Source organism: Streptomyces sp. NBC_00576 (genome assembly GCF_036345175.1).
GTDB lineage: Bacteria > Actinomycetota > Actinomycetes > Streptomycetales > Streptomycetaceae > Streptomyces.
In genome coordinates, this window is record NZ_CP107780.1 from 8,980,622 (window position 1) to 9,007,538 (window position 26,917).

Annotated in this window: 18 protein-coding genes and 1 tRNA gene; 12 read left to right on the forward strand and 7 right to left on the reverse strand. The window is 71.6% G+C overall.

What is annotated here, in order from left to right:
* Window positions 1–11: 11 nt before the first annotated feature.
* From OG734_RS39185 to OG734_RS39215, 7 genes are all read left to right on the forward strand, one after another.
* Entirely contained in the window at window positions 12–350 is a 339-nt protein-coding gene (locus OG734_RS39185; protein ID WP_330292157.1) for a hypothetical protein, read from the forward strand.
* Window positions 347–757: a GPW/gp25 family protein gene (locus tag OG734_RS39190; RefSeq protein ID WP_330292158.1), complete on the forward strand. Its 411-nt coding sequence runs from the start codon at window positions 347–349 to the stop codon at window positions 755–757. Before OG734_RS39185 ends, OG734_RS39190 begins: the two co-directional genes overlap by 4 nt.
* Entirely contained in the window at window positions 754–3,915 is a 3,162-nt protein-coding gene (locus tag OG734_RS39195; RefSeq protein WP_330292159.1) for a putative baseplate assembly protein, read from the forward strand. Before OG734_RS39190 ends, OG734_RS39195 begins: the two co-directional genes overlap by 4 nt.
* Window positions 3,912–7,775, forward strand: coding sequence for a putative baseplate assembly protein (locus OG734_RS39200; protein WP_330292160.1), 3,864 nt, complete (start codon window positions 3,912–3,914; stop codon window positions 7,773–7,775). The genes OG734_RS39195 and OG734_RS39200 overlap by 4 nt, the downstream gene beginning before the upstream one ends.
* The gene (locus tag OG734_RS39205; RefSeq protein ID WP_330292161.1) at window positions 7,775–9,952 is read left to right on the forward strand and encodes a hypothetical protein; all 2,178 of its coding nucleotides are present in this window, start codon (window positions 7,775–7,777) and stop codon (window positions 9,950–9,952) included. Before OG734_RS39200 ends, OG734_RS39205 begins: the two co-directional genes overlap by 1 nt.
* 82 nt (window positions 9,953–10,034) lie before the next feature.
* Complete coding sequence (locus OG734_RS39210; protein ID WP_330292162.1) at window positions 10,035–11,606, forward strand: DUF6519 domain-containing protein; 1,572 nt, start codon at window positions 10,035–10,037, stop codon at window positions 11,604–11,606.
* On the forward strand, window positions 11,606–12,496 hold the full coding sequence (locus OG734_RS39215; protein WP_330292163.1) for a peptidoglycan-binding protein: 891 nt from the start codon (window positions 11,606–11,608) through the stop codon (window positions 12,494–12,496). Before OG734_RS39210 ends, OG734_RS39215 begins: the two co-directional genes overlap by 1 nt.
* Window positions 12,497–12,603: 107 nt before the next feature.
* Here OG734_RS39215 and OG734_RS39220 read toward each other — a convergent pair whose 3' ends face one another.
* The 3 genes from OG734_RS39220 to OG734_RS48145 form a co-directional block, all read right to left on the reverse strand.
* On the reverse strand, window positions 12,604–13,986 hold the full coding sequence (locus OG734_RS39220; protein WP_330292164.1) for a M1 family metallopeptidase: 1,383 nt from the start codon (window positions 13,984–13,986) through the stop codon (window positions 12,604–12,606).
* Window positions 13,987–14,077: 91 nt separating this feature from the next.
* Complete coding sequence (locus tag OG734_RS39225; RefSeq protein ID WP_330292165.1) at window positions 14,078–17,953, reverse strand: Pls/PosA family non-ribosomal peptide synthetase; 3,876 nt, start codon at window positions 17,951–17,953, stop codon at window positions 14,078–14,080.
* Window positions 17,954–18,223: 270 nt separating this feature from the next.
* Entirely contained in the window at window positions 18,224–18,445 is a 222-nt protein-coding gene (locus tag OG734_RS48145) for an RICIN domain-containing protein (protein WP_443064998.1), read from the reverse strand.
* A 9-nt stretch (window positions 18,446–18,454) separates the two neighbouring features.
* On the opposite strand from OG734_RS48145, the gene OG734_RS48150 reads away from it, so the two are divergent.
* Window positions 18,455–18,655, forward strand: a complete 201-nt coding sequence (locus OG734_RS48150; RefSeq protein ID WP_443064999.1) for a hypothetical protein — start codon at window positions 18,455–18,457, stop codon at window positions 18,653–18,655.
* Window positions 18,656–18,934: 279 nt separating this feature from the next.
* On the opposite strand, the gene OG734_RS39235 is transcribed toward OG734_RS48150, so the two are convergent.
* A tRNA-Leu gene (locus OG734_RS39235) sits at window positions 18,935–19,019 on the reverse strand.
* 188 nt (window positions 19,020–19,207) lie between these two features.
* Here OG734_RS39235 and OG734_RS39240 point away from each other — a divergent pair.
* The 3 genes from OG734_RS39240 (at window position 19,208) to OG734_RS39250 (ending at window position 22,227) form a co-directional block, all read left to right on the forward strand.
* The gene (locus tag OG734_RS39240) at window positions 19,208–20,545 is read left to right on the forward strand and encodes a M20/M25/M40 family metallo-hydrolase (protein WP_330292166.1); all 1,338 of its coding nucleotides are present in this window, start codon (window positions 19,208–19,210) and stop codon (window positions 20,543–20,545) included.
* Window positions 20,546–20,764: 219 nt separating this feature from the next.
* The gene (chpH, locus tag OG734_RS39245; RefSeq protein ID WP_006375137.1) at window positions 20,765–20,998 is read left to right on the forward strand and encodes a chaplin ChpH; all 234 of its coding nucleotides are present in this window, start codon (window positions 20,765–20,767) and stop codon (window positions 20,996–20,998) included.
* A 137-nt stretch (window positions 20,999–21,135) separates the two neighbouring features.
* Entirely contained in the window at window positions 21,136–22,227 is a 1,092-nt protein-coding gene (locus OG734_RS39250; protein ID WP_330292167.1) for a chaplin, read from the forward strand.
* Between the two features lie 117 nt (window positions 22,228–22,344).
* Here the strand turns inward: OG734_RS39250 and OG734_RS39255 are convergent, their stop codons facing one another.
* A complete protein-coding gene (locus OG734_RS39255) occupies window positions 22,345–22,533 on the reverse strand; it encodes a DUF5703 family protein (protein ID WP_018549191.1) in 189 nt (62 codons plus the stop codon).
* 47 nt (window positions 22,534–22,580) lie between these two features.
* On the opposite strand from OG734_RS39255, the gene OG734_RS39260 reads away from it, so the two are divergent.
* On the forward strand, window positions 22,581–23,297 hold the full coding sequence (locus OG734_RS39260) for a hypothetical protein (protein WP_330292168.1): 717 nt from the start codon (window positions 22,581–22,583) through the stop codon (window positions 23,295–23,297).
* A 93-nt stretch (window positions 23,298–23,390) separates the two neighbouring features.
* Here OG734_RS39260 and OG734_RS39265 read toward each other — a convergent pair whose 3' ends face one another.
* Window positions 23,391–25,715 (reverse strand): helix-hairpin-helix domain-containing protein, encoded by a 2,325-nt coding sequence (locus tag OG734_RS39265; RefSeq protein WP_330292169.1) that lies wholly within the window; start codon window positions 25,713–25,715, stop codon window positions 23,391–23,393.
* Window positions 25,712–26,695 (reverse strand): aldo/keto reductase, encoded by a 984-nt coding sequence (locus tag OG734_RS39270; protein WP_330292170.1) that lies wholly within the window; start codon window positions 26,693–26,695, stop codon window positions 25,712–25,714. The genes OG734_RS39265 and OG734_RS39270 overlap by 4 nt, the downstream gene beginning before the upstream one ends.
* Window positions 26,696–26,917: the final 222 nt, after the last annotated feature.

Genomic DNA, 26,917 nt, shown 5'->3' on the forward strand with positions numbered 1-26,917 from the left:
GACGAGGAAAAGTGTCCGGGAGTCTGCTCGATGCGAGCGCCGTGATCGGCTGCCCGCACGGCGGTCGTGTCAGCGCCGCCACCACACCCACCGGCGGCATTCGGGTCGCGGGCGCCGCCGCCGTCACGGCCGCGCACGCCCACACCGTCGTCACCGGCTGCCCGCACACCGTCGACGGTGTGCCCACGCCCTGCGTCTCGGTCCGCTGGACCGCCGACAGCACCGGCGTCCTGGTCGACGGCGCGCCCGTGCTGCTCGACACCTCCGCGGCCCAGTGCTTCACGTCGGCCTTCGTCCCGCAGGGACCGCCCGTCGTCCAGGCCGCGCAGCGAAAGGTCACCGTCCGATGAGCCGCCCGACCGATCCCGGTGCCCTGAACCGGGCCCCCCACCCCCGCAGCGACATCGCCTTCCCCTTCCGCGCCGACCGCCGTGGCCGCACCGCGCACGCCCGGCACGCCGAGCACGTCCACGACCTGGTCGAGCAGCTCCTCTTCACCAGCCCCGGCGAGCGCGTGATGCGCCCCGACTTCGGCTGCGGACTTCTCGACCTGGTCTTCGCGCCCAGCAGCCCCGAGCTGATCAGCACGCTCGAACTCTCCGTGCAGGCCTCGCTCCAGCGCTGGCTCGGCGACCTCATCGACGTACTGGCCCTCGATGTGTTCGGCGAGGACAACGTCGTACGCGTGCATCTCTCGTACGTCGTACGCGCCACCGGCACCCGACGCGACGACGTCTTCGAAGGGCGGGCCGCATGAGCACCACCGGATCGACCACACCCCGGCGCGCCAAGGTAAGGGCCGCTCAGCTCAACGGAGTCGACGCCGTCGAGGTCGGTGACGACGGACTGCTGCTCACCGTCACCTTCCTCGGCAAGGCCCCCCACGGCCTGTGCCCCGAGAACATCCGCATCGACGGCGGCCGGCGCGTCACCGGCATCACCGCCGTCGATGTGAGCGTCGAGCGCGAGGAGGACCCGGAGCTCGACGACCTTCTGTACGTCACCCTCGACAAGGCCGGCGACACCTCCCGCTACCGCCTCTCCCTCGTCGAGACCGACCCGTACGACCGTCCGGGCACCCAGCCCTACCGGGGCTTCGACCAGCGCTACCACAGCGCCTTCTTCTCCTTCCGGCCCGACTGCCCAACTCCCTTCGACTGCAAGGAAGACGGGGATGGGGGAGGTTCGGAGGACGGCTTCCCGGACGCGCCCGTCGTCGACTACACGGCCCGCGACTACGACACGATCCGCAAGCTCCTCCTGGACCGGCTCGCGCTCACCACGCCCGACTGGGTCGAACGCAGCCCCGCCGACCTGGGCATGGCCCTCGTCGAACTCCTCGCGTACACCGGCGACCAGATCAGCTACCAGCAGGACGCGGTCGCCACCGAGGCCTACCTCGACACCGCCCGGCGCCGGGTCTCCGTACGCCGACACGTCCGGCTCATCGACTACGCGATGCACGACGGGTGCACGGCCCGGGCGTACGTCACCGTCCAGACCGCCGGTGACCACACGCTCGCCCCCGGAAGCTTCCGCTTCGCCTCCGTCGACGTGCGCAGCCTCGACCCGCACGACCGGCCCGAGCCCGGCACCGTCGTCGACGACCACGATCTCGCCGACCTCGACGAGCGCGGCTCGGTGGAGGTATTCGAACCGGTCCTGGCCGCCGATCAGTTGGAGCTGCGGGTCGCCCACAACGCGATCCGGCTGTGGACCTGGGGCGGCGAGGTGCGCGCGCTGCCGAAGGGCGCCACCGCCGCCACCCTGCGCGACGAGTGGCAGGACGCCGAGACCTGCCGGGACCGCCGACTCGACCTCAGGCCCGGTGACCTGCTCGTCCTGGAGGAGGTGAAGGGCCCGCGCACCGGCACCCCCGGCGACGCCGACCCCGCCCACCGTCAGGCCGTCCGCCTCACCTCCGTCACCCCCGGCCTCGACCGCATCGAGGACCAGCCGGTCCTGGAGGTCACCTGGGCCGCCGAGGACGCCCTCCGCTTCCCGCTGTGCCTCACCACCCGCGGCGGACGCGACTGCCTGCCCGTCGAGGACGTCACCCTGGCCCGTGGCAACGTCGTCCTCGTCGACCACGGCCGCTCCCTGCCGGGCGACGGACTCCCCGAGACGTTCACCGTGCCGCCCGTCCCCGCCGTCGTCGCCCCCTGCGACCCTCCCGCGTTCGGCTGCTCCGACCGCACCGAGGGCAACGCGCCCGCCCGACTCGTCAACTCGCTCGCGGACAAGGCGGAGAGCGGGGAAGCGCTGACGGCGGACGATGTCCGCGAGCTGTTCGACGTACTCGGCGAAGCCGCCGCCAACCGCGCCGGACTCGGCCTCGAACGTGCCGGACAGCGTCACGAGCGAGTGGTCCCCGGCACGGCGTACGCCCAGGCCGCCGCCCTGCGCACCCTGCTCGCACAGTCCACCTACCCCGGTATCGCACCCCGCTTCCGGCCGGTCCTCGGGCGGACCCCGATCACCCAGGCGGTACCGTTCCCCGACCCGGCGACCGTCGCCGCGGGCCAGGCCGAGCGGATCGCTGCCATCCCCGGGCGGGTACGGCAGCGCCTGGTCGAACTGTGGCGCAGCGCCCGCGACCGCGACGGGCTCGCCGAAGAGGAGATCGCCGAACTCGCCGTCGTGTACGGCCTGAAGGTGCTGGAGCGATTCGAACTCCGTCTCCACCCCGTGCGCGCCCTGCGTGAACTCCTGTTCCGGAACGACGAGTTGCTCGACGGCAAGCTGCGCCGCGCCGAGATCCTCACGGCCCGGGCCCGCGCCGGCAGTGTCCTCGACGGGCACATCGCCTGGGAGATCGCGCACAGTTGGGGCCCGGCGTACGCGGCCGGCCTCCATCCCGACGAGCCCGTACTACGCGGCTCCGCGACCGCCGCCCTCACCCAGGACCCGCGCCGCGCCCTGCCCGCCGTACGACTCCAGGGACAGGGGGACGACCACACCTGGCTCCCGCGCCGCGATCTGCTCTCCAGTGGCTCCCGCGACCGGCACTTCGTCGGCGAGCTGGAGGACGACGGACGCCTGGCGCTCCGCTTCGGCGACGGCAGGCACGGTGCCCGTCCCGTCCCGGGAACCCGCCTGGCAGCCCGCTACCGCCTCGGCGGCGGCATCGCGGGCAACGTGGGCGCCGAGGCCATCAACCATCTGGTCGTCAACTACCAGGAAACACAAGGGGATCGCGAGCCGCCGCCGGTCGCCGTCGTCCGCAACCCGCTGCCCGCCTCCGGCGGCACGGAACCCGAACCCATCGAACAGGTACGCCAGTTGGCCCCCCTGGACCTGCGCCGCACCCGGCTGCGCGCGGTCACCGCCGACGACTACACGGCCCTTACGAACGCCCTCCCCGGCGTCCAGCGCGCCGCCGCCGAGATCCGCTGGACCGGCAGCACCCAGGAAGCCCACGTCGCGATCGACGCGTACGGCACCGGCGCACCCCCGCCCGAACTGCTCACGTCGGTCGCCCAGGCCCTGGAGGCGTACCGGCGCATCGGCCACGACCTCGTCGTCGGCGCCGCCCGGCACGTACCGCTGGACCTCGCGCTGACCGTGTGCGCCGCGCCCGGCCACCAACACGGACAGATCCTCGCCGAGTTGTACCGCGTACTCGGCACCGGCCGACTGCCCGACGGCAGGCTCGGCTTCTTCCACCCGGACGCACTGACCTTCGGTGAGCCGGTCCGGCTCAGCCGCCTGGTCGCCGTCGCCGCCGCCGTACCCGGAGTGGAAAGCGTCCAAGTGACCAGGCTGCGGCGGCTGTTCGAGCAGGACCGAGGAGAGAGGGAGGACGGCGTGCTGCGGCTCGGCCCGCTGGAGATCGCGACCTGCGACAACGACCCGGACCGGCCGGAGAACGGCCTCCTGGCGATATCCCTGACGCCTCTGGGAGGTGCCCGATGACCACCGACACGTCTGTCCAGGACGCGGACTTCGCCGACGACTGCACCTGCGGCGGCGCCTGCCGCACCGGCCACGACGAGCGGCTCGCCCCGGCCCCGCTCCACAACCCGCCCGGCCGCACCGCCCTCGACTACCGCGTCGGCGAGTACGGCAGCTTCCGGGCCGCCCTCCTCGACCGGCTCGCCTCACCCGCGTACCCGGCCCTGAGCGAAGCGAAATGGGGGTCCCCCCGGCCGAAGGCTGGAGGAGGTCTCACCGTCCGCACCCCGGACGACCCGGCGATCGGCCTGCTCGACGCCACCGCAGTCCTTGGCGACCTGCTCACCTTCCACTCCGAGCGGATCGCCGACGAGGCCTACCTCCGTACGGCAAACGAGCACCGCTCACTCGTCCTGCTCGGGCGCCTCGTCGGCCACCGGCCGCGCCCCGGAGTCGCCGCCGCCACCCATCTCGCGTACACCCTCGAACGCGACCCGCGCGCCGAGACGTTGCCCGTGCTGATCCCGCGCGGGGCCCGCAGCAACAGCGTTCCGGCGTCCACCGACGAGCAGTCCCAGACCTTCGAGACGAGCCGTGACCTCACGGCCCGCTGGGACTGGAACGAGCTGAAGGTCCGCCGCCGGCGCCCCTCCCTCCTCACCCCGCAGGATCTGGAAACCCGCTCCGAACTCTTCGTCGAAGGCACCGCGAACTCCCTCCGGACCGGCGACCAGTTGCTCTTCGTCTTCGGTGAACAGGCGGGCGGAGAGCGCAAGCTGCTGCCCGTCGCCAGGACACGCATCGACCGGGACGACGACATCACGGCAATCACCTTGCCCAAGTCGGCCCCGCCCACGCTCAAGGAGCTCGTCGACGAGGTCCGCCTCTGGACCGCGGAGCCCGCGACCCCGGGTGAGCCCGGCGACGAACCGCCGACCCCCGAGGTCCCCAACCCGCGTCCGGTGAGCCGGCTGATCGAGGACTTCGACGACCAGGTTCTCGCCCCGCTCCGTACCGACCTGGACGGCGTGAAGACGCCCGAGCAGCTGGCGGCCCGGCTCGCCGAGCCTGTCGACCGACTGGGCGAGGCGCAGGTCCTCGCGACGCCGTACGACGATGTCGCGGCGTGGTTCGAGCAGTTGGAGGCGGTGCTTGGCGAACTGGCTGAGCGTGCACTCGGGTTGGCACCGGCGCAGAGTGCGGAGGTGAGTGCCGCAGTCGATGGTCGGGCGGGTGCTGCGCCGTCCGGGCTGGTCGCGCCGTTCCCCACGCCCCTTCAGGGCGCCTCCCGCACCGCCGCCTTTCAGGCGCTGGCTGCTGTCCTGCCCGCCCTCCGCGCCTCGACGCCCGGCCCTGCCACCCCGCGCACCCGGCGACCTGGTGGGGACACCGCTCGGCTTCTCTCCGCCCTCAACCCCGGCCTCGGCAGCCTCTATCCGGCCTGGCGCACCGCCGTCCCGAGCACGCCACAACTCCTCCGCGAAGTCCTCGCGCTGCGCGTCACCACGTCCCCCTTCGGCGCCGCCGCCCCGCTCAAGCCGGTCCAGGACGACCGGGGCCGGGTCATCCGCACCGCCGACTGGCCGCTCACGGGCGCCGCACTCACCAGCATGCGCGTCGTCTACGACACAGCGGGCAAGGTTCCGGTCCGGGCGGAGTTCCAGTACGTCGAGGGCAGCAGCTCCGACCAGCGGGCCGAGAACCTGCCCGTCCCGCAGTTCGTCACGTTCCCGCTGGGCACCGGGCAGGTCGACCTGTCCGTACGCGCGGGCCAGGACCGCGACCTGAGCTGGCTCACCCGCCGTCCCGCCGACTCCCAGGACCCCGGGGTCACCGCCCGTCTGCACTCGGGGCTGCCGGAGCGCACGCTGTTCGTGTCGCGGCCCGACGACGAGGGCCTGGTCCATGTCGGCATCCACAACGGCACCACCCAGGAGATCTCCCTGCGGCCGGGCGTCAGCGAGCAGTTCACCCACGGGGAGTACGAGGTGAGCCTGCGCTACACGCTGGGCTCCGCCGAGCCCAATGTGGAGGTGGTCATCGCGAGCAAGCCCCAGCCCGTCAACCACCGTGTCCTCCAGCTCGACACCGTGCACACCGGCATCACGGTCGGCAGCTGGGTCGCGATCCAGCGCCCCGCCAAGGGAGTTGAGGGCAAGGTCCCCGGCGACCCGAAGCTCGCCTTCGTCACCACGCAGGTGATCGCCGCCCGTACGGCCGCCTACACCAACTACGGCATCACCGGCCGAGGAACCGAACTCACCCTCGCCGACCCCTGGTTGGACGAGTTCGACGTCCTCCTCTCGCACATCCGCGACACCACCGTCCACGCGGCCGGCGAACCCCTGCGCCTGGCCGACGAACCCCTCGGCGAGGACGTGCACGGCAACGAGATCGAACTCGCCGAGCTGTACGACGGGTTGCGTCCCGGCCGCACCCTGATCGTCACCGGCGAACGCACCGACATCCCCGGCACGGCCGGCGTCCAGGCCACCGAGGTCGCCCTCGCCGCCGCCGACCCGGCCGTCGATCCCCAACTCCCCGGCGACCATGTCCACACCCGGCTCACCCTGACTACCGACCTCGCCCACCGCTACCACCGCGCGACCGTCCGCATCCTCGGCAACGTCGTCGAGGCGACGCACGGTGAGGGGCGCGACGAGGCCATCGGCAGCGGCGACTCCGACCGCGTCAACCAGACCTTCGTGCTCTGGCAGTCCCCGCTCACCTGGCTCGCCGACGACAACCCCCTCGGCGCGACTCCTGTGCTGGAGCTCCGCGTCGACGGTCTGCGCTGGCACGAGGTCGACAGCCTCGCCGGACGCGGCCCCCGCGACCGCGTCTACATCACCGGCACCACCTCCGGCGGCCGTACGACGGTGACCTTCGGCGACGGCGTCAACGGCGCCCGGCTGCCCACCGGCCACGAGAACGTCCGCGCCCGCTACCGCTTCGGCACCGGGAAGGCCGCCAACACCGCCGCCAACCGGATCACCCAGCCCCTCACCCGGCCGCTCGGCGTCAGCCAGGTCACCAACCCCCGCCCCGCTACCGGCGGTTCGGACGCGGACGGGCCCGGCCTGACCCGCAGTACCGTCCCGCTCGCCGTGTCGGCGCTGGACCGCCTGGTGTCCGACACCGACTACGAGGACTTCGCCCGCTCCCGCGCCGGCATCGGCCGCGCCGCCACACGTGAACTCTTCGACGGACGGCGGCGGTTGCTGCATGTCACAGTCGCAGGCACGGACGACGTACCCATCGCCGACGATTCGGACATCCTGCGTGCACTGCGCGGTGCCCTCACCGAGTACGGCGACCCGAACCTCCCCGTCCGCGTGGACGTCCGCGAACTCGTTCTCCTCCTCGTCGCGGCCAGGGTCAAGGTCGCTCCCGACCACGCCTGGGAACTCGTCGAGCCACGCCTGCGGCAGGCACTTCTGCGCCGACTCGGCTTCGAGGGACGGGAGTTGGGCCGCCCGGCCCGCCTGTCCGAGGTCCTCGCCACGGCCCACACCGTGCCCGGCGTCGACTACATCGACGTCGACGTCTTCACCGGCGTGCCCGCCTCCGCCACCCCTGACCAGCTCACCGAGCTGCTCGCCCACCCGGGCACGCCGAGGCCCTCGGTGCCGGCGAACCCGGCGACGTACGAGGAGAAGACCCACACCGTACGGAACGCGCACGGCGAGACGCTGTCGTCGGTCTGCGCCCGTTACGGCGTCCCGCTCGCCGAACTCCTGCGCCTCAACCCCGACATCACCGACACCCGGCGCCTCGCCAAGGGCCGGACGGTGTACGTCTTCCGCGGCATCCGTGCCGCCCAGCTCGCCCTGCTGTCCCCGCGCGCCGCGGACACCCTGATACTCACGGAGGTCAAGTGATGGCCGCGAATTCGACGGATGTCCAGTTCGAGACCACAGCCGGGTCGGCGGCCCGGGAGCCCGACGGCCTCGCCGCCCTTCTGCCCCGCTGGCACCTCCTGCGCGACGCCGAGGAAGGCGAACCGCTGCGCGCCCTGCTCGCGGTGATCGCCGAGCAACTCGACCGGGTGCGCGACGGCGTGGAGCAGGGCTACGAGGACCTGTTCGTCGAGACGGCGGCACCCTGGGTGCTGCCCTACCTTGGTGACCTGGTCGGCTACCGCACCCTCCCCGGCTACGAGCGCGTCCTCACCACCGGCCTGCACGACGGCGGCAAGGCCGCGCTCGCCGAGGCGATCGCCCCGCGCGCCGACGTGGCGGCCACCGTCGCGGCCCGCCGCCGCAAGGGCACCCTGCACCTCCTGGAGGAGATCTCCGAGCAGGTCGCCGACTGGCCCGCGCGTGCCGTCGAGCTGTCGCGCCTGGTCGCCCACAACCAGCCCGTGAAGCTCCACCGGGACACGGGAAGGGGCCGTCTCCTCGACCTCCGCAACAGCTCCGCGCTCGCCCTCGCCGGCGGCCCCTTCGACACGGCGGCCCGCACCGTCGACGTCCGCAGCGCCAACTCCCGTCGCAGGCAAGGCGGTCGGACCCCCGCCGGAGTCGGTCTCTTCGTCTGGCGGCTCAAGGCGTACTCGCTGACCCGCTCACCCGCCTACTGCATCGACCGCGCCCGCAACCTCTACACCTTCTCGATCCTCGGCAACGACAGCCCCCTGGTCACCAAGCCGGTCCCGGAGCCGTCGCCCACACACCTGGCCGCCGTCGACAACGTGCCCGCCTTCATCACCCGCCGTCTGCTCCACGACCGCCTCGCCGACTACTACGGCCCGGGCAAGAGCTTCGTGATCCGGCGCGACGGCGAGGACAAGCCCGTACCCCCGTCCGACATCGTGGTCACCGACCTGACCGACTGGCGCTACCGCCCCAAGCGCGGCCAGGTCGCCGTCGATCCCGAGCTGGGCCGGATCGCGTTCGGCGCCCGCTCCGCACCCCGGCAGGGCGTCTGGGTCGACCACCACTACGCGTTCGCCGCCGACATGGGCGGCGGCGAGTACGAGCGGGCCGACCGCGAAGCCCGTCCCGACGCCGACTTCTACCGGGTCGGCCCCGGACAGCCGTACCGCCAGATCATGGACGCCTACCGCGCCTGGCAGCACGACCGCCGGGCGGACCGCACCGGCCCCGAGGGCATCATCGAGATCACCCACAGCGGCGCCTACCAGGAGCAGCTGGACTTCGACCTCGACCCCGGCGACCGCCTCGAACTGCGCGCCGCCGAAGGCACCCGCCCGGTGATCCGCCTCCTCGACTGGTACAGCAACCGCCCCGACGCCCTCAACATCCGTGCCGTGGCGGACGACTGCGCCCCGCACGAGCGCCCCAGGATCACCCTCGACGGACTCCTCGTCGCCGGCCGGGGCATCAACGTCACCGGCCCGATGGGCGCGGTCGTCCTACGGCACTCCACGCTCGTCCCCGGCTGGTCGCTGGAACCGGAGTGCGACCCGCACTCGCCCGACGAACCGAGCATTGTCCTCGAACGCACCACCGCCTGCCTGCAGATCGAGCACAGCATCCTCGGCACCATCGAAGTCATCGGCGACGAGGTCGGCGAGGACCCCCTCGACATTCACCTCCGTGACAGCGTCCTCGACGCCACCGACGACGGCCGCGAGGCCCTCTCCGCCCCCGACTGCCGCCACGCGCACGCCGTACTGCACCTCCACCGCACCACCGTCATCGGCGAGATCCACACCCACGCCGTGCGCATCGCCGAGAACTCGGTCTTCACCGGCCGGCTGCACGTGGCCCGCCGCGGCATCGGCTGCCTGCGCTACTCGTACGTCCCCACCGGGTCCCGTACACCGCGCCGGCACCGCTGCCAGCCCGACCTGGTCGGACGTGAACAGGCGGCACGCGTAAGGCCGTTGTTCACATCGCAGCGCTACGGGACGCCCTGGTACGGGCAGTTGGCCGATCGTACGGCCGAGGAGATCCGGCGCGGCGCCGACGACGGCGCCGAACTGGGCGCCTTCCACGACCTGTACCGCCCGCAGCGCGAGGACGGCCTGCGCGCCCGGCTCGCGGAGTACACGCCCGCCGGAACGGACGCGGGGATCTTCTTCGTGACCTGAGCCGCAGCCTCGGCCCCGCCCTGAGGCACCCGCCAACGACCCTGCGAACCCGCACACTTGACGACCCTGGGGGACCCCCTTCATGCACGCCGATCTCTCCCGACTCACCTTCCGCCCCGACCGCCACTACTCCGCGGTCATTGCCCAGCAGGGCCGCGTCCAGCTCGACGCCGACGCCAACGAACAGGCCGCGATACAGCTCCACCAGGCCCGTACCCTCGCCGCCGACCTGATCGGACCGCACGGCGGGCCGCGCGGCTCGGCCGGCTTCCGCGTCGAGTACGTGGGCGGCCGGCACGACATCGACACCCTGTACATCCACGGCGGCCGGTACTACGTCGACGGCATCCTCCTCGACGCGAACCGCACGGCCCCCGGCACCCCCGTACCGGTGGACGACGAGGAACCCCACGACGCACACGCCCAGGAACCGGACAGCGACCAGCCACCCGCGTACTGGACCTACTGGGACCAGCCCGACGGCTTCCGCGACCCGGAGAAGCCCGGCGACCGGCTGCCCTCGCCCGCCCAGTCGCCGTTCCTCGTCTACCTGAAGGTGTGGGAGCGCTCGGTGACGGCCGCCGAGGACCCGGCGCTGCGCGAGGTCGCCCTCGGCGCGGCCCTGCCCGACACCGCGGCCCGGGTGAAGGTCGTCTGGCAGGTGCTGCCGCTGTCGCTGGCCGCGCTGGACATCGAGGAGAGCGAGCCGTCCAAGGCGGTGGTCAGCGCCGCCTTCGACCGGTGGGCGCTGAAGCAGTCCACCCCCACGGCCCGCCTCGCCGCCCGCAGCGAACGCCCCGACCACGCCGACGAGGACCCCTGCCTGGTCAAGCCCGACGCCCGCTACCGCGGCCTCGAGAACCAGCTCTACCGCGTCGAGATCCACGACGGAGGCGAGCCCAAGGACGCCACCTTCAAGTGGTCCCGCGAGAACGGCTCCGTCGTCTTCCCGGTCGACGAACTCGACGGTACGTGGGTGCAGTTGGCGTCCCTCGGTCACGACGACAAGCTCGATCTGGACGTCGGCGACCGCGTCGAGTTCACCGACACCGCGTACTCCTCCCGCCTGGAACCCCTGCCCCTCCTGCGAGTCGAGGAGCTGGACCTCCCCGGCCGCCGGGTCCGCCTCTCCGCCGAACCGGAACCAGGCGTGGGCCGCCTCCCCGGTCTGAACCCGTTCCTCCGCCGCTGGGACCACCACGAGGGCCCCAAGCGCAGGGGCCGCACGACAGCCCTCCGTAACGGAGCCGTACCGGTGACAGAGGGGGAGTGGCTACCACTGGAGGACGGCATCGAGGTCTACTTCGCCAAGGGCGCCGCCTACACCACCGGCGACCACTGGCTCGTCCCCGCCCGCACCGCCACCGGCAGCGTCGAATGGCCGGTCGACCAGGCCCGACGCCCCCTCCTGCAGGCGCCCGCGGGCATCGTGCGCTCCTTCGCCCCGCTGGCCCTGGTCAAGGGCGAGGGCAGCACGGTGGACCTGCGCCGCGCCTTCGGGTGGGCGGCGAGCAGCATCCCGGCCGCCGACGAGGCGGCCCTCGCGGCGGAGGCCCAGGCGCGCCGCGAGGAACAGACGGCAGACGCCGACCCCTCCCACGGGAGGTCCCAGACCACCGCGGAAGCGGAGGCAGCAGTGGACGGAGACAAGTAATGGCGAAGCCGCTCAGTGCGTCCAAGCTGCTGGAGCTTCTGCGCGCGGAGGGCCTGACGGTCCACGAGGTCCGCAACTGGCGCACCCACAACCGCAATTCGAAGGGCCCCTGGGGTCCGGTCAACGGTGTGATGATCCACCACACCGTCACCTCCGGCACGAACAACTCCGTCGCCCTCTGCTACGACGGCCACGCCAACCTGCCCGGCCCCCTCTGCCACGGTGTCATCGACAAGCAGGGCCACATCCACCTCGTCGGCAACGGCCGCGCCAACCATGCGGGCCTCGGCGACAACGACGTCCTGCGCGCCGTGATCAACGAGTCGAAGCTGCCCGTCGACAACGAGGCCGACACGGACGGCAACCGCCACTTCTACGGCTTCGAGTGCATCAACCTGGGCAATGGCACGGATCCCTGGCCCGAGGCGCAGAAGGAGGCCATCGAGAAGGTGTCCGCCGCGATCTGCCGCCACCACGGCTGGAGCGAGCGCTCGGTCATAGGCCACAAGGAGTGGCAGCCGGGCAAGGTGGACCCACGCGGCTTCACGATGGACAGCATGCGGGCCCGCATCCGCGAACGCCTGGCAGGTGGCGGAGGCGGCGGCAAGGACACCGAGCCCACCCCGACACCGCCCAAGCCGTCCTACGCGGCGTTCCCCGGAGCCGGCTTCTTCCACGTCGGCCAGAAGTCCCCGCTGATCACCCGCATGGGCCGCCGCCTGGTCGCCGAGGGCTGCGGCCGCTACGAGAACGGCCCCGGCCCCGAATGGACCGAGGCCGACCGCAAGTCCTACGCCGCCTGGCAACAAAAGCTCAACTACAAGGGCAAGGACGCGGACGGAATCCCGGGCAAAACCAGCTGGGACAAACTAAAGGTCCCGAGCAGCTGATTTTTTACTGCACCCACGGGGGCGTTCTAGAGCAACGGCGAGCGGACGCGCCCCTATAGGGGCGCGGGGAACTGCGCGACAAGCCACAGCGCACCCGCACATACCCACTACGCACTGGAAGACGGCGGATAAGAGGGCCGCGCAGGCAAACGCGGCCCTCCCATCGCCGGGGACGGCAACGAAGGCAACGCCCCCTCATAAAGCCACGCAGTGAACAACTCGTCCAACGGCTCCGCTGCGAACCGCCCCACATACGCCGTGAACGTAGCCGTACTCACCGACCCGCCCCGATGCAGCCCCGCCCACCCCCGCAACATCCGAAAGAACGCCTCGTCACCCAAAGCGCACCGCACCGCATGCACGGTCAGCCCACCCCGCTGATACAACCGGTCGTCGAACATCAACTTGCGCCCGGGATCGGCAAGCCGCAGATCCTGCGGCCGTCCCGACAGCAACCGATGCGCGACCGCGGCGAGTTGCTGCGCGCTGCGCCCCCCGGACCGCTCCGACCACAACCACTCCGCATACTTGGCGAACCCCTCGTTCAGCCAGATGTGCCGCCAGTCCGCGATGGACACACTGTTGCCGAACCACTGGTGGGCCAGCTCGTGCGCGACGAGCCGTTCCGAACTCCGGGCACCATCCACATGGTTGGCGCCGAAGAGCGACAACCCCTGTGCCTCGACGGGCACATCGAGTTCCTCCTCGGTCACCACGACCGCGTACTCGCCGAACGGATACGGCCCGAACAGCTCCTGGAACAGCTCCATCATGGCGGGCTGGCGTGCGAAGTCCCGGGAGAACTCGGTGAGCAACTCCGCCGGAATATGACCGTGTTGGGGAACACCGCCCAGCCCCGGGTCGCCGAGCAGCACGGTCTGGTACTTCCCGATCGAAAGTCCCACCAGATAGCTCGACGTCGGCGCGGACTGCTCGTACACCCACGTGGTGGTCGACGCCTTGGTCGTCCGGGTCAGCAGCCGCCCGCCCGCCACCACCGAGTACGCGGACGGCGTGGTGATCGAGATCTGGTAGGACGCCTTGTCGGCGGGCCGGTCGTTGCACGGGTACCAGGACGGCGCCCCGACCGGCTGGCTCGCCACCAGCGCCCCGTCCTCCAGCTCCTCCCAGCCGATCTCGCCCCAGGGGCTGCTGACCGGCTTGGGGTTGCCCGCCCAGTGCACCTCGACGGTGAACGCGGCCCCGGCGCGCAGTGGCTTCGCGGGGCGGATGCGCAGTCGGCCGCCCCGGTGCGTGTAGTGCGCCGCCTTGCCGTCCACCCGTACCCGGCCGATCTTGAAGTCGCCCAGGTTCAGCTGGAATTCGGCCAGCGGGGACCGGCCCGCAATGGCGTTGATACGGGCCGTGCCCGCCAGCCGGTTCGGGCCGGGGCGGTAGTCCAGCGCGAGTTCGTACCGGTGCACCCGGTAACGGGCGTCACCGTTGGCCGGAAAGTACGGGTCCGAACCCACTGTCTGCTGAACGCTCACTGCTGAGTCTGCTCCCTGCGATGTGCTCGTACGTGGTGCCGGAGATGAACCCACCCCGCTCCGGTACCCGAACGAGCCGCGCCCACCGCTTTCAGGGACGCCATGACTCGATCGGGTTGCCCAGCCAGCGGGTGTCGTCGGGAACGGACTCCGCCGCCATGACCAGCGACGCGGGACCCAGAGTGGACCGGGCCCCGACCGTGGAGCCGGGCAGGACGATCCCGCCAGGACCCAGCGTCGCGCCCTCACGGAGGACCACAGTATCCGTCCGCAAGATCCGGTCGTGGAAGAGGTGTGTCTGGAGCACGCATCCCCGGTTCACGGTGGCCGCGTCCCCCAGGGTCACCAGGTCGGTCTCGGGCAGCCAGTAGCTCTCCACCCAGACCCCCTTGCCGATGTGCGCGCCGAGCCCCCGCAGCCACGCCGACATCACCGGCGTACCCGGCACGGAACCCACGAGCCACGGCACGGCGACGACCTCGACGAAGGTGTCCGCCAGCTCGTTGCGCCATACGAACCCGCTCCACAGCGGATGCTCACCGGCGCGGTGGCGCCCCACGAGCACCCACTTGGCGACGATGGACAGCAGACAGGCGAGAGCCCCGACAGCGAGCAGCACCAGCCCGCCGGCCAGCCAGAACCACCCTCCGAGCACACTGAACGCGGCGACCGTCAGCACGGCCAGCCCCGCCGAGCAGAACACCGGCACGATCCGGAACAGCTCGACCAGCGCCCGCGCCCACAGCAGATGGGCGGGCGGATCGTACGTACGGCTCTGGTCGCCGCCCGTCGCGGACCGGGGCAGCTTCATCGGCGGCAGCCCCAGGTAGGAGCTGCCCTTCTTGGCCTTCTTCGGGGTGGCCGAGAGGACCCCGACCAGCCCTCCGTCGGGCACCGACCGGCCCGGCGCGGTCATCCCGGAGTTGCCCAGGAAGGCCCGCCGCCCGATCTCCGCCCGCCCGATCCGCAACCAGCCGCCACCGAGCTCGTACGGCGCGGTCAGCGTGTCGTCGGCCAGGAAGGCGCCCTCGCCGACGGTTGTCAGGCTCGGCAGCGCCAGCACGGTCGACACCTCGGCGCCGCGCCCGATCCGCATCCCCAACAGCCGCAGCCACACCGGCGTGATCAGTCCGGCGTACAGCGGGAACAGCGTCTCGCGGGAGCGGTCCATGAGCTGCGTGACCGTCCAGGCCTGCCACCCGATCCGGCTGTGCGTGGGATGCGTACCCTCGCGCAGCCGCAGACTCAGCAGCCGTACGGCGATCAGCAGCACCAGCGCGTATGCGAGACCGAACGCCAGCGTGGCCGGCACCAGCGCGAGCGCGACGCCCCGCAGGGCGGTTCCGAGCCCGGCCTCCGGGTCGACGAACACGCCCACGACCAGCAGCGCGACCGCACCCGCGACCACCGGCAGCGCACTCAGCGCGAACCCGGTGATGCCGTACATCGCCCGCCAGGCCCGCCCGCGCTGCGGACGTTCCTTGGGCCAGTTCCGCTTGGCCTTGCCGAGCTTGACGGCCGGCGCTCCGGCCCAGCGCTGCCCGGTCGGCACCGTCCCGACGACGGCCGAACCCGGCGCCACCTCGGCCCGCTTGCCGACGCGCGCCCCCGGGAAGAGCAGGCTGCGCGTCCCGACGACAGCGTCGGCCCCCACCTTGACCTGCCCGATCTCCAGTCGGTCCCCGTCCAGCCAGTGCCCCGACAGATCCACCTCGGACTCGACGGCCGCGCCACGCCCCAGCTTGAGCATGCCGGTGACCGGCGGCAGCGAGTGCAGATCGACGTCCGCGCCGACCTTGCCGCCCAGCGCCCGCGCGTACCGCTCCAGCCACGCCCCGGTCAGCGAGGTCGCCCCGCTGAACTCGGCGAGCCGCTCGGCGGCCCACAGCCGCAGATGCACACTGCCACCGCGCGGATACCGTCCCGGCTTCACACCGCGCAGCAGCAGCCGCGCCCCACCGGCGGCGAGGGCGAGCCGCCCGGGCGGGGAGAAGAGCACAGCCGCCCCAGCGGCCACCGCCCACCACGACGTGGTCGGCGCCCACGGATAGGCCCCGAACCAGTGCAGTACGTTCCCGGCGGCGGCCAGCGCGACCGCCCACCGGAGCCCGAGCAGCGTGAACAGGGGGATCAGCAGCAGAAGCTGAACGGCCTTGGCGCGCAGGGGAACCGGCGCGATGACCCGTCCGCCGGTGTCGTCCTGCGCGGACTCCTCCAGATGCCGGGCGAGCTTGCGCAGCACGGGCTGCTGGTAGATGTCGAGGACGGCTGCGCTCGCGTAGCGGGTCCGCAGCTTCGTGGTCAGCAGGGCGGCGGCGAGACTGCTGCCGCCGATCGCGAAGAAGTCGTCGTCCGCGCTGCCCACGGGGATGCCGAGGACCTCGCTCCACTGCTCGGCGAGCCAGGCCTCGGTGCCGTACAGCTCGGCGGCGGGACCGGTCTCGAAGCCCTCCAGCGGCCAGGGCAGGGCGTTGCGGTCGACCTTGCCGGACGTGCGCGTCGGCAGGTCGGCGACCGGCGCGAGCAGCGGCACCAGGGCGGCGGGCAGCTCGGCGCGCAGTCGCTCGACGGCGGTGACCTGGTCCCACCCCTCCTGCGTCACGACATACCCGACGAGCAGCTGGTTGCCGCTGCGGGCGGTCCGTACGGCGGCGGCGGCACCCGCGACACCGGGCAGCGCCTGGAGCGCCGAGTCGACCTCGCCCAGCTCGATACGCCGCCCGCCGAGCTTGATCTGCTCGTCGGCCCGCCCGAGGAAGATCAGCCCCTCCGGCTCGGCCTTGACGAGATCGCCGCTGCGATAGGCGCGCTCCCACCCGAGGGATTCGAGGGGCGCGTACTTCTCGGCGTCCTTCTCCGCGTCGAGATACCGCGCGAGACCGACGCCACCGATCACCAGCTGGCCACTGCCGCCCATGGCGACGGGCTCCCCGGCCTCGTCGACGACGGCGAGCTCCCAGCCGTTGAGGGGCAGTCCGATCCGAATGGGCTCCTCCCCGGTCATCAGGGAGGCGCAGGCGACGACGGTGGCCTCGGTGGGCCCGTAGGTGTTCCACACCTCGCGCCCCTCCGTCACCAGCCGCTGCACCAGCTCGGGCGGACAGGCCTCCCCACCGAAGATCAACAGCCGTACGTCGTTGAGGGTCTCGGGCTCCCACAGCGCGGCCAGCGTCGGCACGGTGGAGACCACGGAGATCTCCTGCTCCACCAGCCAGGGCCCCAGATCGGCCCCGCTACGGACCTGGGAGCGCGGTACGGGCACCAGACAGGCCCCGTAGCGCCAGGCCAGCCACATCTCCTCGCAGGAGGCGTCGAAGGCCACGGAGAGCCCCGCCATGACCCGGTCGCCGGGCCCCACAGGATCGTCGGTGAGGAACAGCGCGGCCTCGGCGTCCACGAAGGCGGCGGCGCTGCGATGGCTGACGGCGACGCCCTTGGGCTTACCGGTGGAGCCGGAGGTGAAGATGATCCACGCGTCGTGCTCGACGCCCGGCCGCCGCGCGGGCAGCTCACTGCGGGCGCCGGGAACGGTGATCTCGTACCCGGCCCCGACGACGGCCCGTACCTCCGCCTCCCCGAACACCAGCTCGGCCCGCTCGTCCGGGTCCTCGGCGTCGACGGGAACGTAGGCGGCACCGGCGGCGAGGACGGCCAGGATCGCGACGTACAGCTCATTGGTGCCGGACGGCACCCGGACCCCGACACGGTCCCCGAGCCCGACACCAGCGGCGCTCAGCAGACGCCGTAGGGCCTCGACCTCGGTGGCCAGCGCCCGGTAGGTGAGCGCGGTGGTGCCGTCGTCGAGGGCGGGCTCGTTCGGGTACGAACGTACGGCGGCGTCGAAAACGTCGACGAGCGTGCGCGGCGAGGCGGCGGGCCCCGCGGAGAAACGTGCCGTGTCGCCGAACCGCTCGCGGATCTCTTCTTCGAGCAGACCGAGAGCACTGCTCTCGTGTATGGCTGCCATCAGTCCTCGCGTCTCGTTCCCGGAAACCTCCGGGTCGCTGGCGGGGCCCGCAGGTATGCCTGGGGTTGTCCGGCTCCAGCTCCGTTCCGTAACAAGCCGGAAATTTTAGTACGAGCCTAGGGTCGTGGTAGTGCTTCTGCCAGGTGAGAGCGCCGCAAGGGGGGCCCGCCGGGAGTACCGGCTGGGTGGCCGACGCCCTGACCTGGTGATCTTCATGGTCGCGCGAGCGGACGAGATATCGCCCACACCCAGCGAAAAACGGCTAACAGGTCAGCGAGCGGTCCATTTCTGGTTGTCCTGGCCGTTGCACGTCCACAGTTGGAGCCGGGTGCCGTTGCCCGTCTTCTGGTCCTTGACGTCGGCGCACTTGTTGGCCTGCGGATTGACCAGGTCGTCGGGCCCGGCGAGGATGAACTGCTGGGCCGGGTTGCCGCTGCGCGTGGCCAACTGGACGACCGCGCCGTCCGTGCTGGAGCCCCAGGCGACGTCCATGCACGGCCCATGGCGCGCACGATGCCGTCGGATTTGAACACCCACTTCTGCTGGGCTTTGCCGTTGCGCGACCAGATCTCCAGCGGGGCGCCGTCCTTGCCCTTGTCGCCGACGACGTCGATGCACTTGTTGGACGCGTGGCTGAAGATGATCGCACCGGGGGCGACCGGGGTCGTCTTGGGTTCGGTGCTGCCGCCGGTGCTGTGCTGAGCGGGCGCGGGATACTCCACGCTGTCGAACTCGATCCGTATCGGATCAACGGCACGGAACCGTACCGGCGTTCGGTCTGATCCCGGTCGACGATCACGATGTCCCGGCCAGGAGTGCGTGCCGCCAGCACGGCCACCGTGGCGTTGCGTTCCCCCGAGTCGGGCCGTTTCAGGAGGAGTTGGAGCTGTCGTCCGGTGCTGAGGGGCACGTCGGTCGAGGTGTTGGTGAAACGCAAAAGACCCCACAACAAGTGGGGTCTCAGCGACTGACGAGAGTAAGTGTCCGAGGGGGGACTTGAACCCCCACGCCCGATAAAGGGCACTAGCACCTCAAGCTAGCGCGTCTGCCATTCCGCCACCCGGACAAGGTGTCTGTCGCGCGGGGTTCCCCCCGTGGCGACGAAGGAAACATTACCAGGCTTTCCGGGGTGGCCGATCACCCCCTGTCGCCGCGTGAACGGTGTGTGACGGGCCTGGTCCGGTCTTGGGGCGCGGTGTGCCGGAGAGGGAGGATGAGGGATGACCACCAGCAGGAACAGTGGGAGGTAACACCGTGAGCGGGACGGGCAGGACAGAAGATACGGCCAAGGGCGTCACCGGCGAGGACGAGGTCGTGGACCTCTGCCGCGAACTCATCCAGATCGACACCAGCAATTTCGGCGACCACTCGGGACCGGGCGAACGCAAGGCCGCCGAGTACGTCGCCGAGAAGCTCGCCGAGGTGGGTCTGGAGCCGCAGATCTTCGAGTCGCACAAGGGGCGCGCGTCCACCGTGGCGCGTATCGAGGGGGAGGACCGGTCCCGGCCGGCGCTGCTCATCCACGGCCACACCGACGTCGTACCGGCCAACGCGGCGGACTGGACCCACCACCCGTTCTCGGGCGAGATCGCGGACGGGTGCGTGTGGGGCCGGGGTGCGGTCGACATGAAGGACATGGACGCGATGACCCTCGCGGTCGTCCGCGACCGGCTGCGCACCGGCCGCAAGCCCCCGCGCGACATCGTGCTCGCCTTCCTCGCGGACGAGGAGGCGGGCGGTACGTGGGGCGCGCGGCACCTCGTCGACCGGCACCCGGATCTGTTCGAGGGCGTGACCGAGGCGATCGGCGAGGTCGGCGGGTTCTCCTTCACCGTCAACGAGAACCTGCGGCTGTATCTCGTCGAGACGGCCCAGAAGGGCATGCACTGGATGAAGCTGACCGTCGACGGCACCGCCGGACACGGTTCGATGATCCACAAGGACAACGCGATCACCGAACTGTCGGAGGCCGTCGGCCGCCTCGGCCGGCACAAGTTCCCCGTCCGGGTGACCAAGACGCTCCGCCACTTCCTCGACGAACTCGGCGACGCGCTGGGCACCGAGCTGGACCCCGAGAACATGGACGCGACGCTCGCCAAGCTCGGCGGTATCGCCAAGCTGATCGGCGCCTCGCTGCAGAACACCGCCAACCCGACCCAGCTGGGCGCCGGTTACAAGGTCAACGTCATTCCGGGGCAGGCCACCGCGCACGTCGACGCGCGTTACCTGCCGGGCTACGAGGAGGAGTTCCTCGCCGACCTGGACCGCATCCTCGGCCCGAACGTGAAGCGCGAGGACGTGCACGCCGACAAGGCGCTGGAGACCTCCTTCGACGGGGCGCTCGTGGACGCCATGCAGACCGCGCTGGTCGCCGAGGACCCGATCGCCCGGGCCGTGCCCTACATGCTCTCGGCCGGCACCGACGCCAAGTCCTTCGCGGATCTCGGTATTCGCTGCTTCGGCTTCGCGCCGCTGAAGCTGCCGCCGGAGCTGGACTTCGCGGGCATGTTCCACGGTGTTGACGAACGGGTGCCGGTCGACGCGCTGAAGTTCGGGGTGCGGGTACTCGACCGCTTCATCGAGGCATCCTGAATCCGCGGTAGGCCGGTGTTCCTGGGGTCCGACCGGCGTCCCAAGGCCCGTGAATACGCCCGGAATTACCCGATTGAACGACACTCCAACAATCGTCCGCACGTGCGTGGCTGACTGAGAAGAGTGAATGCGCTCATAGGGTCGTAGCCCTAATGCCCCCTCCTCGTTATTGGTGATGCGGTCCGCTACTCGGGATCGCATTGCCTACAAGGAGGAATAATGATCAAGAAGGTCGTCGCCGCTGCGGCTGCCACTGGTGGTCTGGTTCTCGCGGGTGCGGGCCTGGCCGTCGCCGATGCGGGTGCCCAGGGTGCTGCCGTGCACTCCCCGGGTGTCCTGTCCGGCAACGTTGTTCAGGTTCCCGTTCACATCCCGGTGAACGTCTGCGGCAACACGATCTCCGTGATCGGGCTGCTGAACCCCGCCTTCGGCAACACCTGCGTCAACAACTGATGCTGCGCCTCGCTTTGTGAGGTTCTGACTCCCAAGTGAGTCTGAGCCTGTCGGCCCCGGAACGCTTCGTGCGTTCCGGGGCCAACAGGTCGTTCCGGAAGGTTCACGACACATCATTTGAAGGCAGGGATGCAGTAATGCGAGAGGTCACCCGCAAGGGCCTGATGACCATGGCCGCCGCGACAGGCGTGATGGCCGCCGCCGGCGGCGCCCAGGCGCACGCCGACTCGGGTGCGACCGCCGTCGCCTCGAACTCACCCGGTGTGCTGTCCGGCAACTCGGTGAGCGTGCCGGTGAACGTGCCGGTCAACGCCTGCGGCAACACCGTGAGCGTCGTCGGTCTGCTCAACCCGGCGATTGGCAACAAGTGCGCCAACGGCGGAGGCGGCGGCAAGGGCGATGGCGGCAACGGCTCGCCGGGCGGACACGGGAACCACGGCAACCAAGGCGGTCATGGAAACCAGGGCAACCCTGGTGGCCATGGCGACCAGGGAGGCCACGGCTCGTCCGGTGGGTACGGCGGATACGGCGGTTACGGCTCGCCCGGCGGACACGGCGGCTACGGCGACCAAAGCGGCTACGGCGGCGGACACGGCGGCTACGGAGACTCGGGCGCCCCGGGTGGCTTCGGCTACCCGGGCAGCCCCGGCGGCTCCGGTGACTGGGCCGACTGGAGCGGTTGGGAGGGCTCCTACGCGGGCGGGTACGCCACCGACTCGCCGGGCGTCGGATCCGGCAACCAGGTGGAGGCGCCGGTCGACGCACCGGTCAACCTCTGCGGCAACACCGTCGACGTGATCGGCATCGGCAACGCGGTGGCGGGCAACGACTGCTCGAACACCGGGGACCACGCGGGCGGCGGCCACCCGGCGCCGCCCCCGGAGACCGACGAGCCGTGCACGCCCCCCAGTGGCGGTCACGAGACCCCGCCCCCGGCCGGACCCAGGGGCCCCGAGCAGCCCGGAAAGCCGCAGCAGCCGGTCACCCCGCACCACCCGGGAACCCCGGCTTCCCCGCTCGCACCGCCCAGTGCGGCGCACGGTGTGACGCTTCCGGCCGGCCCCACGTACGTCGACCAGAGCGGTGTACGGACCGTTCCACAGTCCCGGGCTGCCGCGCAGCTCGCGCACACCGGCGGTGACCTGCCGCTGGGCGTCGCCCTGCCGGTGGGCGCGGGCATGCTGCTCGCGGGCACCGTCCTCTACCGCAAGGCACGCCCCTCGGCGTAGCCTCGTACGGATATTCCGCACGAAAACGGGAGAAATGCGCCGCACGGTCACCCGGCGGCGTGCTGAACGGAGCGGGCCCCGCAGACGCGGGGCCCGCTCCGTTTCCGCGGGGTCATCTCACCACGTGGCCCGCACCTGGCGGATGATCCGCCGACGCAACCGCACTCTGCGGCTGCCGTCGCGCAGCAGGCTCAGGCGGTCCAACTCCCAGTGTCCGTACTCGGCATGGTCCGTGAGGAGACGTGTGGCTTCCTTGCGGGTGACCCCGCGCGGTACGTACACGTCGACAAATTCGTATTCCGGCATCGCATCTATTGTGCGGGCAGAGGCCCGGTACGGATAGCGTCTGCACTATGTCTGATGCTGCGCAGCCCACCGCTGCCGAGGTACGCGCCGCCGCCGAGGCGGTAAAGACCGCGCTCGACCGCCACCTGGCGGCGGTCGAACGCCGGTCGGGGGAGGACGACCCCGATGTCTATGAGGCGTTCAACCAGCTGGCCGCTGCCGCCGAGGTGTACGACGAGCTGCTCTACGACCGCTATGACGAGGTCACCCCCTTCGAGATCCCTGGTTCGGACGACGCGCTGCCGCCGTACGCGGGCCCCGAGGAGCCGAACGCGCTGAGTGTGCTCATCCGCCGCGACTACGCCGTGGTGGAGCCGCAGCGGCTGCTGGCGCAGGCACAGAGAGTGGAAGCCGTGGATGGCGACGGCGCGGCCGCCGATGTCTCCGGCACGGTGCACGGGGCGCTGGGCATTCTGTTCGGCGAGTTCGAGCCGGACGAGATCGCCTCCCGGCACAAGGAGTTCGGCCTGGAGGAGGGCGACTCCACGCTGTGGGTGACGGCCGCGGACGAGTCGGCCGACCCCGGCGAGTGGCTGGAGGCCCCCTTCGACCAGGTCGACGCCGAGCGGGTGGTCTGCCGCTTCGACGTCAGCGCGGTCTTCGACGACGAGGCGGACGACCTCGTCGAGGACGACGACCTGCTGGAGGACGAGCTCGATCCCGACCTCGTCGTGGTGGACGAGGACGAGGACCTGGAACCACTGGACGCCGATCGCCGGCGATAGCAGGCCTGCGATCGGTTGTCCTGAGAGCGGCGGTCATGGGCGACAGAGCTTCCCATGACCGCCGCTGTCGTTCGTCCCGGTTCGCCTGCCTGCTCAGACGGTCGGCGGCACCTGGGCTCTGAGCAGACCCGGCAGCCGCGTCGTACGGGCCTTCGCCGGGACCTCCGCGACCGCGCGGGGCAGGGCCTGGTCCACGCCGTGCACCACGGAGAGATGGCGCTCCGCGCGGCCGAAGGCCGTGTAGACCCAGGGCCGGGTCAGCGACGGGGCCGCGTCCCCGGGCAGCACCACGACAGCGGCCGGCCAGTGCAGCCCGACCGCCTGGTGCGCGGTGAGCGCCCACCCGTGCCGCACGGTCACCTCGACCCGATCCTTCGGTACGACGACGGCGGCGCCGCCGCACTCCAGGTGCAGCCCCTCCGCGTCGGCCTTGACGACCTGCCCCGGCACCGTCCGCCCCGGCGCGGGGGAGTACGCGATCCGGTCACCCGGGTCGAAGCCGCCGAAGCGGCCCGGGCCGGGGTTCAGCCGCTCCTTGAGGGCGGAGTTGAGCGCCCGGGTGCCGGCCGCACCGCCGTGCCCCGGGGTGATCACCTGGGTCTGCTCCGCCGGTACACCGAGTGCCCTGGGCACCGAGTCCGCGACGAGCTGCACGGTCCGGTGCACCGCCTCGCCCGCGTCCCGCACGGGGACGATCACGACCTCCTTGCCGGGCGCCTCGACCTGGGTGAGCTCGCCGACGGATACGCCCGAGACGAGTTCGCCGATCGGGCCGGGGTCCGGCGTGCGCGAGACGACGTGCGGGCAGGTGCGCGCGGCGACCAGATCGGCGAAGACCCGCCCCGGTCCGGCGGACCACAGCACCGCCGGATCACCGCTCAGCAGCAGCCTGGCCCCGTCGGGCAGCGACTCCACGAGCATCGCCGCGCTCTCCACGTCGAGCTGAGGCGCGTCCAGCACGACCAGCAGATCGAGCACGAACGCCCCGTCCGCGTCCCGCCCGGGCCCTTCGGCCCCGGCCAGCAACCCGGCGACGGTGACGACGGAGTCCGAGTCCGAGTCCGCGCCCGAGTTCGCGTCCGATTCCGTGGCGGACTGGTCCTCGGGTGGGAGAAGTGCCGCGAAGCGGCGGCGGCCGTCACGTGTGTGGGCCGCCGTGCAGACCCGCAGGCCCAGGGAACGGGCCGCGGCCACGAGGGCGGCCGGTTCGGCGCGCGCCGCGTCACCGCCCGTGTGCAGCACGAGCCCGTGCGCGGCGACGGCACGGATCAACTCGGCCGCGGAACCGGACCCCGACGACCCGGCCGACGACTCCCAGTCCTCGGACGCTTCCTTGGGGAGTGAGTTGACGATTCGGGCCAGCCCGTCGGCGAGGCTCTCCTCGGCGAGTGCGTACCGCTCCAGCCCGATGAGCACGCGCACGGGTCGTTCCTCGGCTTCGTCGGCCTCGTCCGTCTCGTCGTCTGCTCTGTCCGCGGTGGTGTGCCCTGCGGCTTCCTCGATCGCGTCCTGGAACTCCAGGGCGTCGCCCTCCGCGACCGTGCTCTGTACGGCGGTGTCCGGGTCGGGCACCCCGCGCTGGGTGAGCGCGGCGGTGAGCGCGGCGGCGTCCAGGACGGTGTGTCCGGCCAGGGCCGCCTGCTCCAGCAGCCACACCGTGACCGCCCGGCCCCGCCGCTCGTCGTCCGGACCGCACTCGGCGCCGAGCAGTGCCCGCGCGAACCCGTCGGCCTGCTCCGGCCGTACCCCTGGGACCCGGAGCAACTGCCAGGGATCGGCGCGCAGTTGTCCCTCCGCTCCTTCGCCCAGCGTCGAGACGACCTGCTGGGCGAGCGTGTCAGGCGCGCCCCCTTCTGCCAGGACGCCCCGCACGGCCTCGACGGCTTCCGGTGACGCGGGAACGGCCGAGCTGTCGCGGGCGCCGGGCGCGGCGGGCTGGGGCTGCCGTACGGGAACGGGTGGGGCGGAAGGGGCGGCAGAGGCTGCGGGGCGTGCAGCAGAGGCGCTGGTCGGGGCCGTGGGCCCGGACGCCTGTGTGCGGAAGGCGACGGCCGCCGCGGGCTTCTCCCCGCTCTCCACTGCCCGGACGGCCGCCAGCAGGTCGGCGGCCGTACCGCTGAGCTTGGTGCCGCTCGCGATCGGCCCCTGCTTCTCGGCCTTGCGCCGCTCGATCCGCTCCCGGAGCTCCCGCTGCGCGGCCAGCTCGGCTTCGGCCTCGGACGGCTGCGCGGCGTCGGCGGCGCCGTTCTCGGCGCTTTCGCCAGTGGCGCCGGTCGGGTCGGTCGCGCCGGCCTCGGTGATCTCAGTGGTCCCGGCGTTTTCGGTCGGCGAATCGTCCGCCGCGTCCTGGGCGGCCTCCTCGGCGGCGCCCGGGGTGCCCGGCTCGGCTTCCTCCGTGGTGTCGGGCTCCGTGCTCACAGCGTGCTCCAGTCGTGATCGGGATAGCGGTGCACAGGCGCTGACACGTCGTCGAGCGCCCGGCAGATCTCGTCAGGAAGACTAAGGGTCTCCACTGACAATGCGGCCGTGAGCTGCTGCGCGTTGCGCGCGCCGACGATGGGGGCGACCACGCCCGGCCGGTCGCGGATCCAGGCGAGCGCCACCTGCAACGGGGTCACCGCCAGTCCGTCCGCGGCGGTCTGCACCGCGTCCACGATGCGGCTCGCCGTGTCGTCGAGGTACGGCGCGACGAAGGGCGCCAGGTGTTCCGAGGCGCCGCGGGAGTCCGCCGGGGTCGAGTTGCGGTACTTGCCCGTGAGGACGCCGCGTCCGAGCGGCGAAGAGGGGAGGAGCCCGATGCCCAGGTCGAGGGCGGCGGGGAGCACCTCGCGTTCGATACCGCGCTGGAGCAGTGAGTACTCGAGTTGCGTGCTGGACAGCCGCGTACGTATGCCCGGTGCCGCGAGCTGCCAGGTCGCCGCTTTGGCGAGTTGCCAGCCGCAGAAGTTGGAGACGCCGGCGTATCGGGCGCGTCCGCTGCTGACGGCGAGGTCGAGAGCCTGGAGGGTCTCCTCCAGGGGTGTGTCGGGGTCGTAGGCGTGGATGTGCCAGACGTCGACGTAGTCCGTGCCGAGGCGGGCGAGGGAGGCGTCGAGGGCGGCGAGAAGGTGGCCGCGGGAGCCGTCGACGCGGCGGTCGGGGTCGGGCACGCTGCCGGCCTTGGTCGAGATGACCAGGTCGCGGCGCGGCACGAGCCCTTCCATGAGCTGCCCGAGCAGATACTCGGCCTCTCCGTCGCCGTATACGTCCGCGGTGTCGACGAGGGTTCCGCCCGCTTCCCAGAACGCTTTCAACTGGTCCGCGGCGTCATGCTCGTCGGTGTCCCGACCCCAGGTCAGGGTGCCGAGTCCGATCCGGGACACGCGCAGGCCGGTACGGCCGAGATGCCTCTGCTCCATGAACGCCGAGATTACTGGCCAGAACTGACCAAGTGGGTTGCCTGTGGACAACGGTTTTCTCGTCCCCGCCGCCCCTACCCGTCCCATCCTCGGGGGCTGTCACCCCCGAACCCCCGCTACGGCCCTGAACGGGCCTTGTCCTCAATCGCCGGACGGGATGACATACCCAGCCCGTCCGGCGATTGAGGACGAGCGCGTTCAGCGCGACAAGGGGGTCTGGGG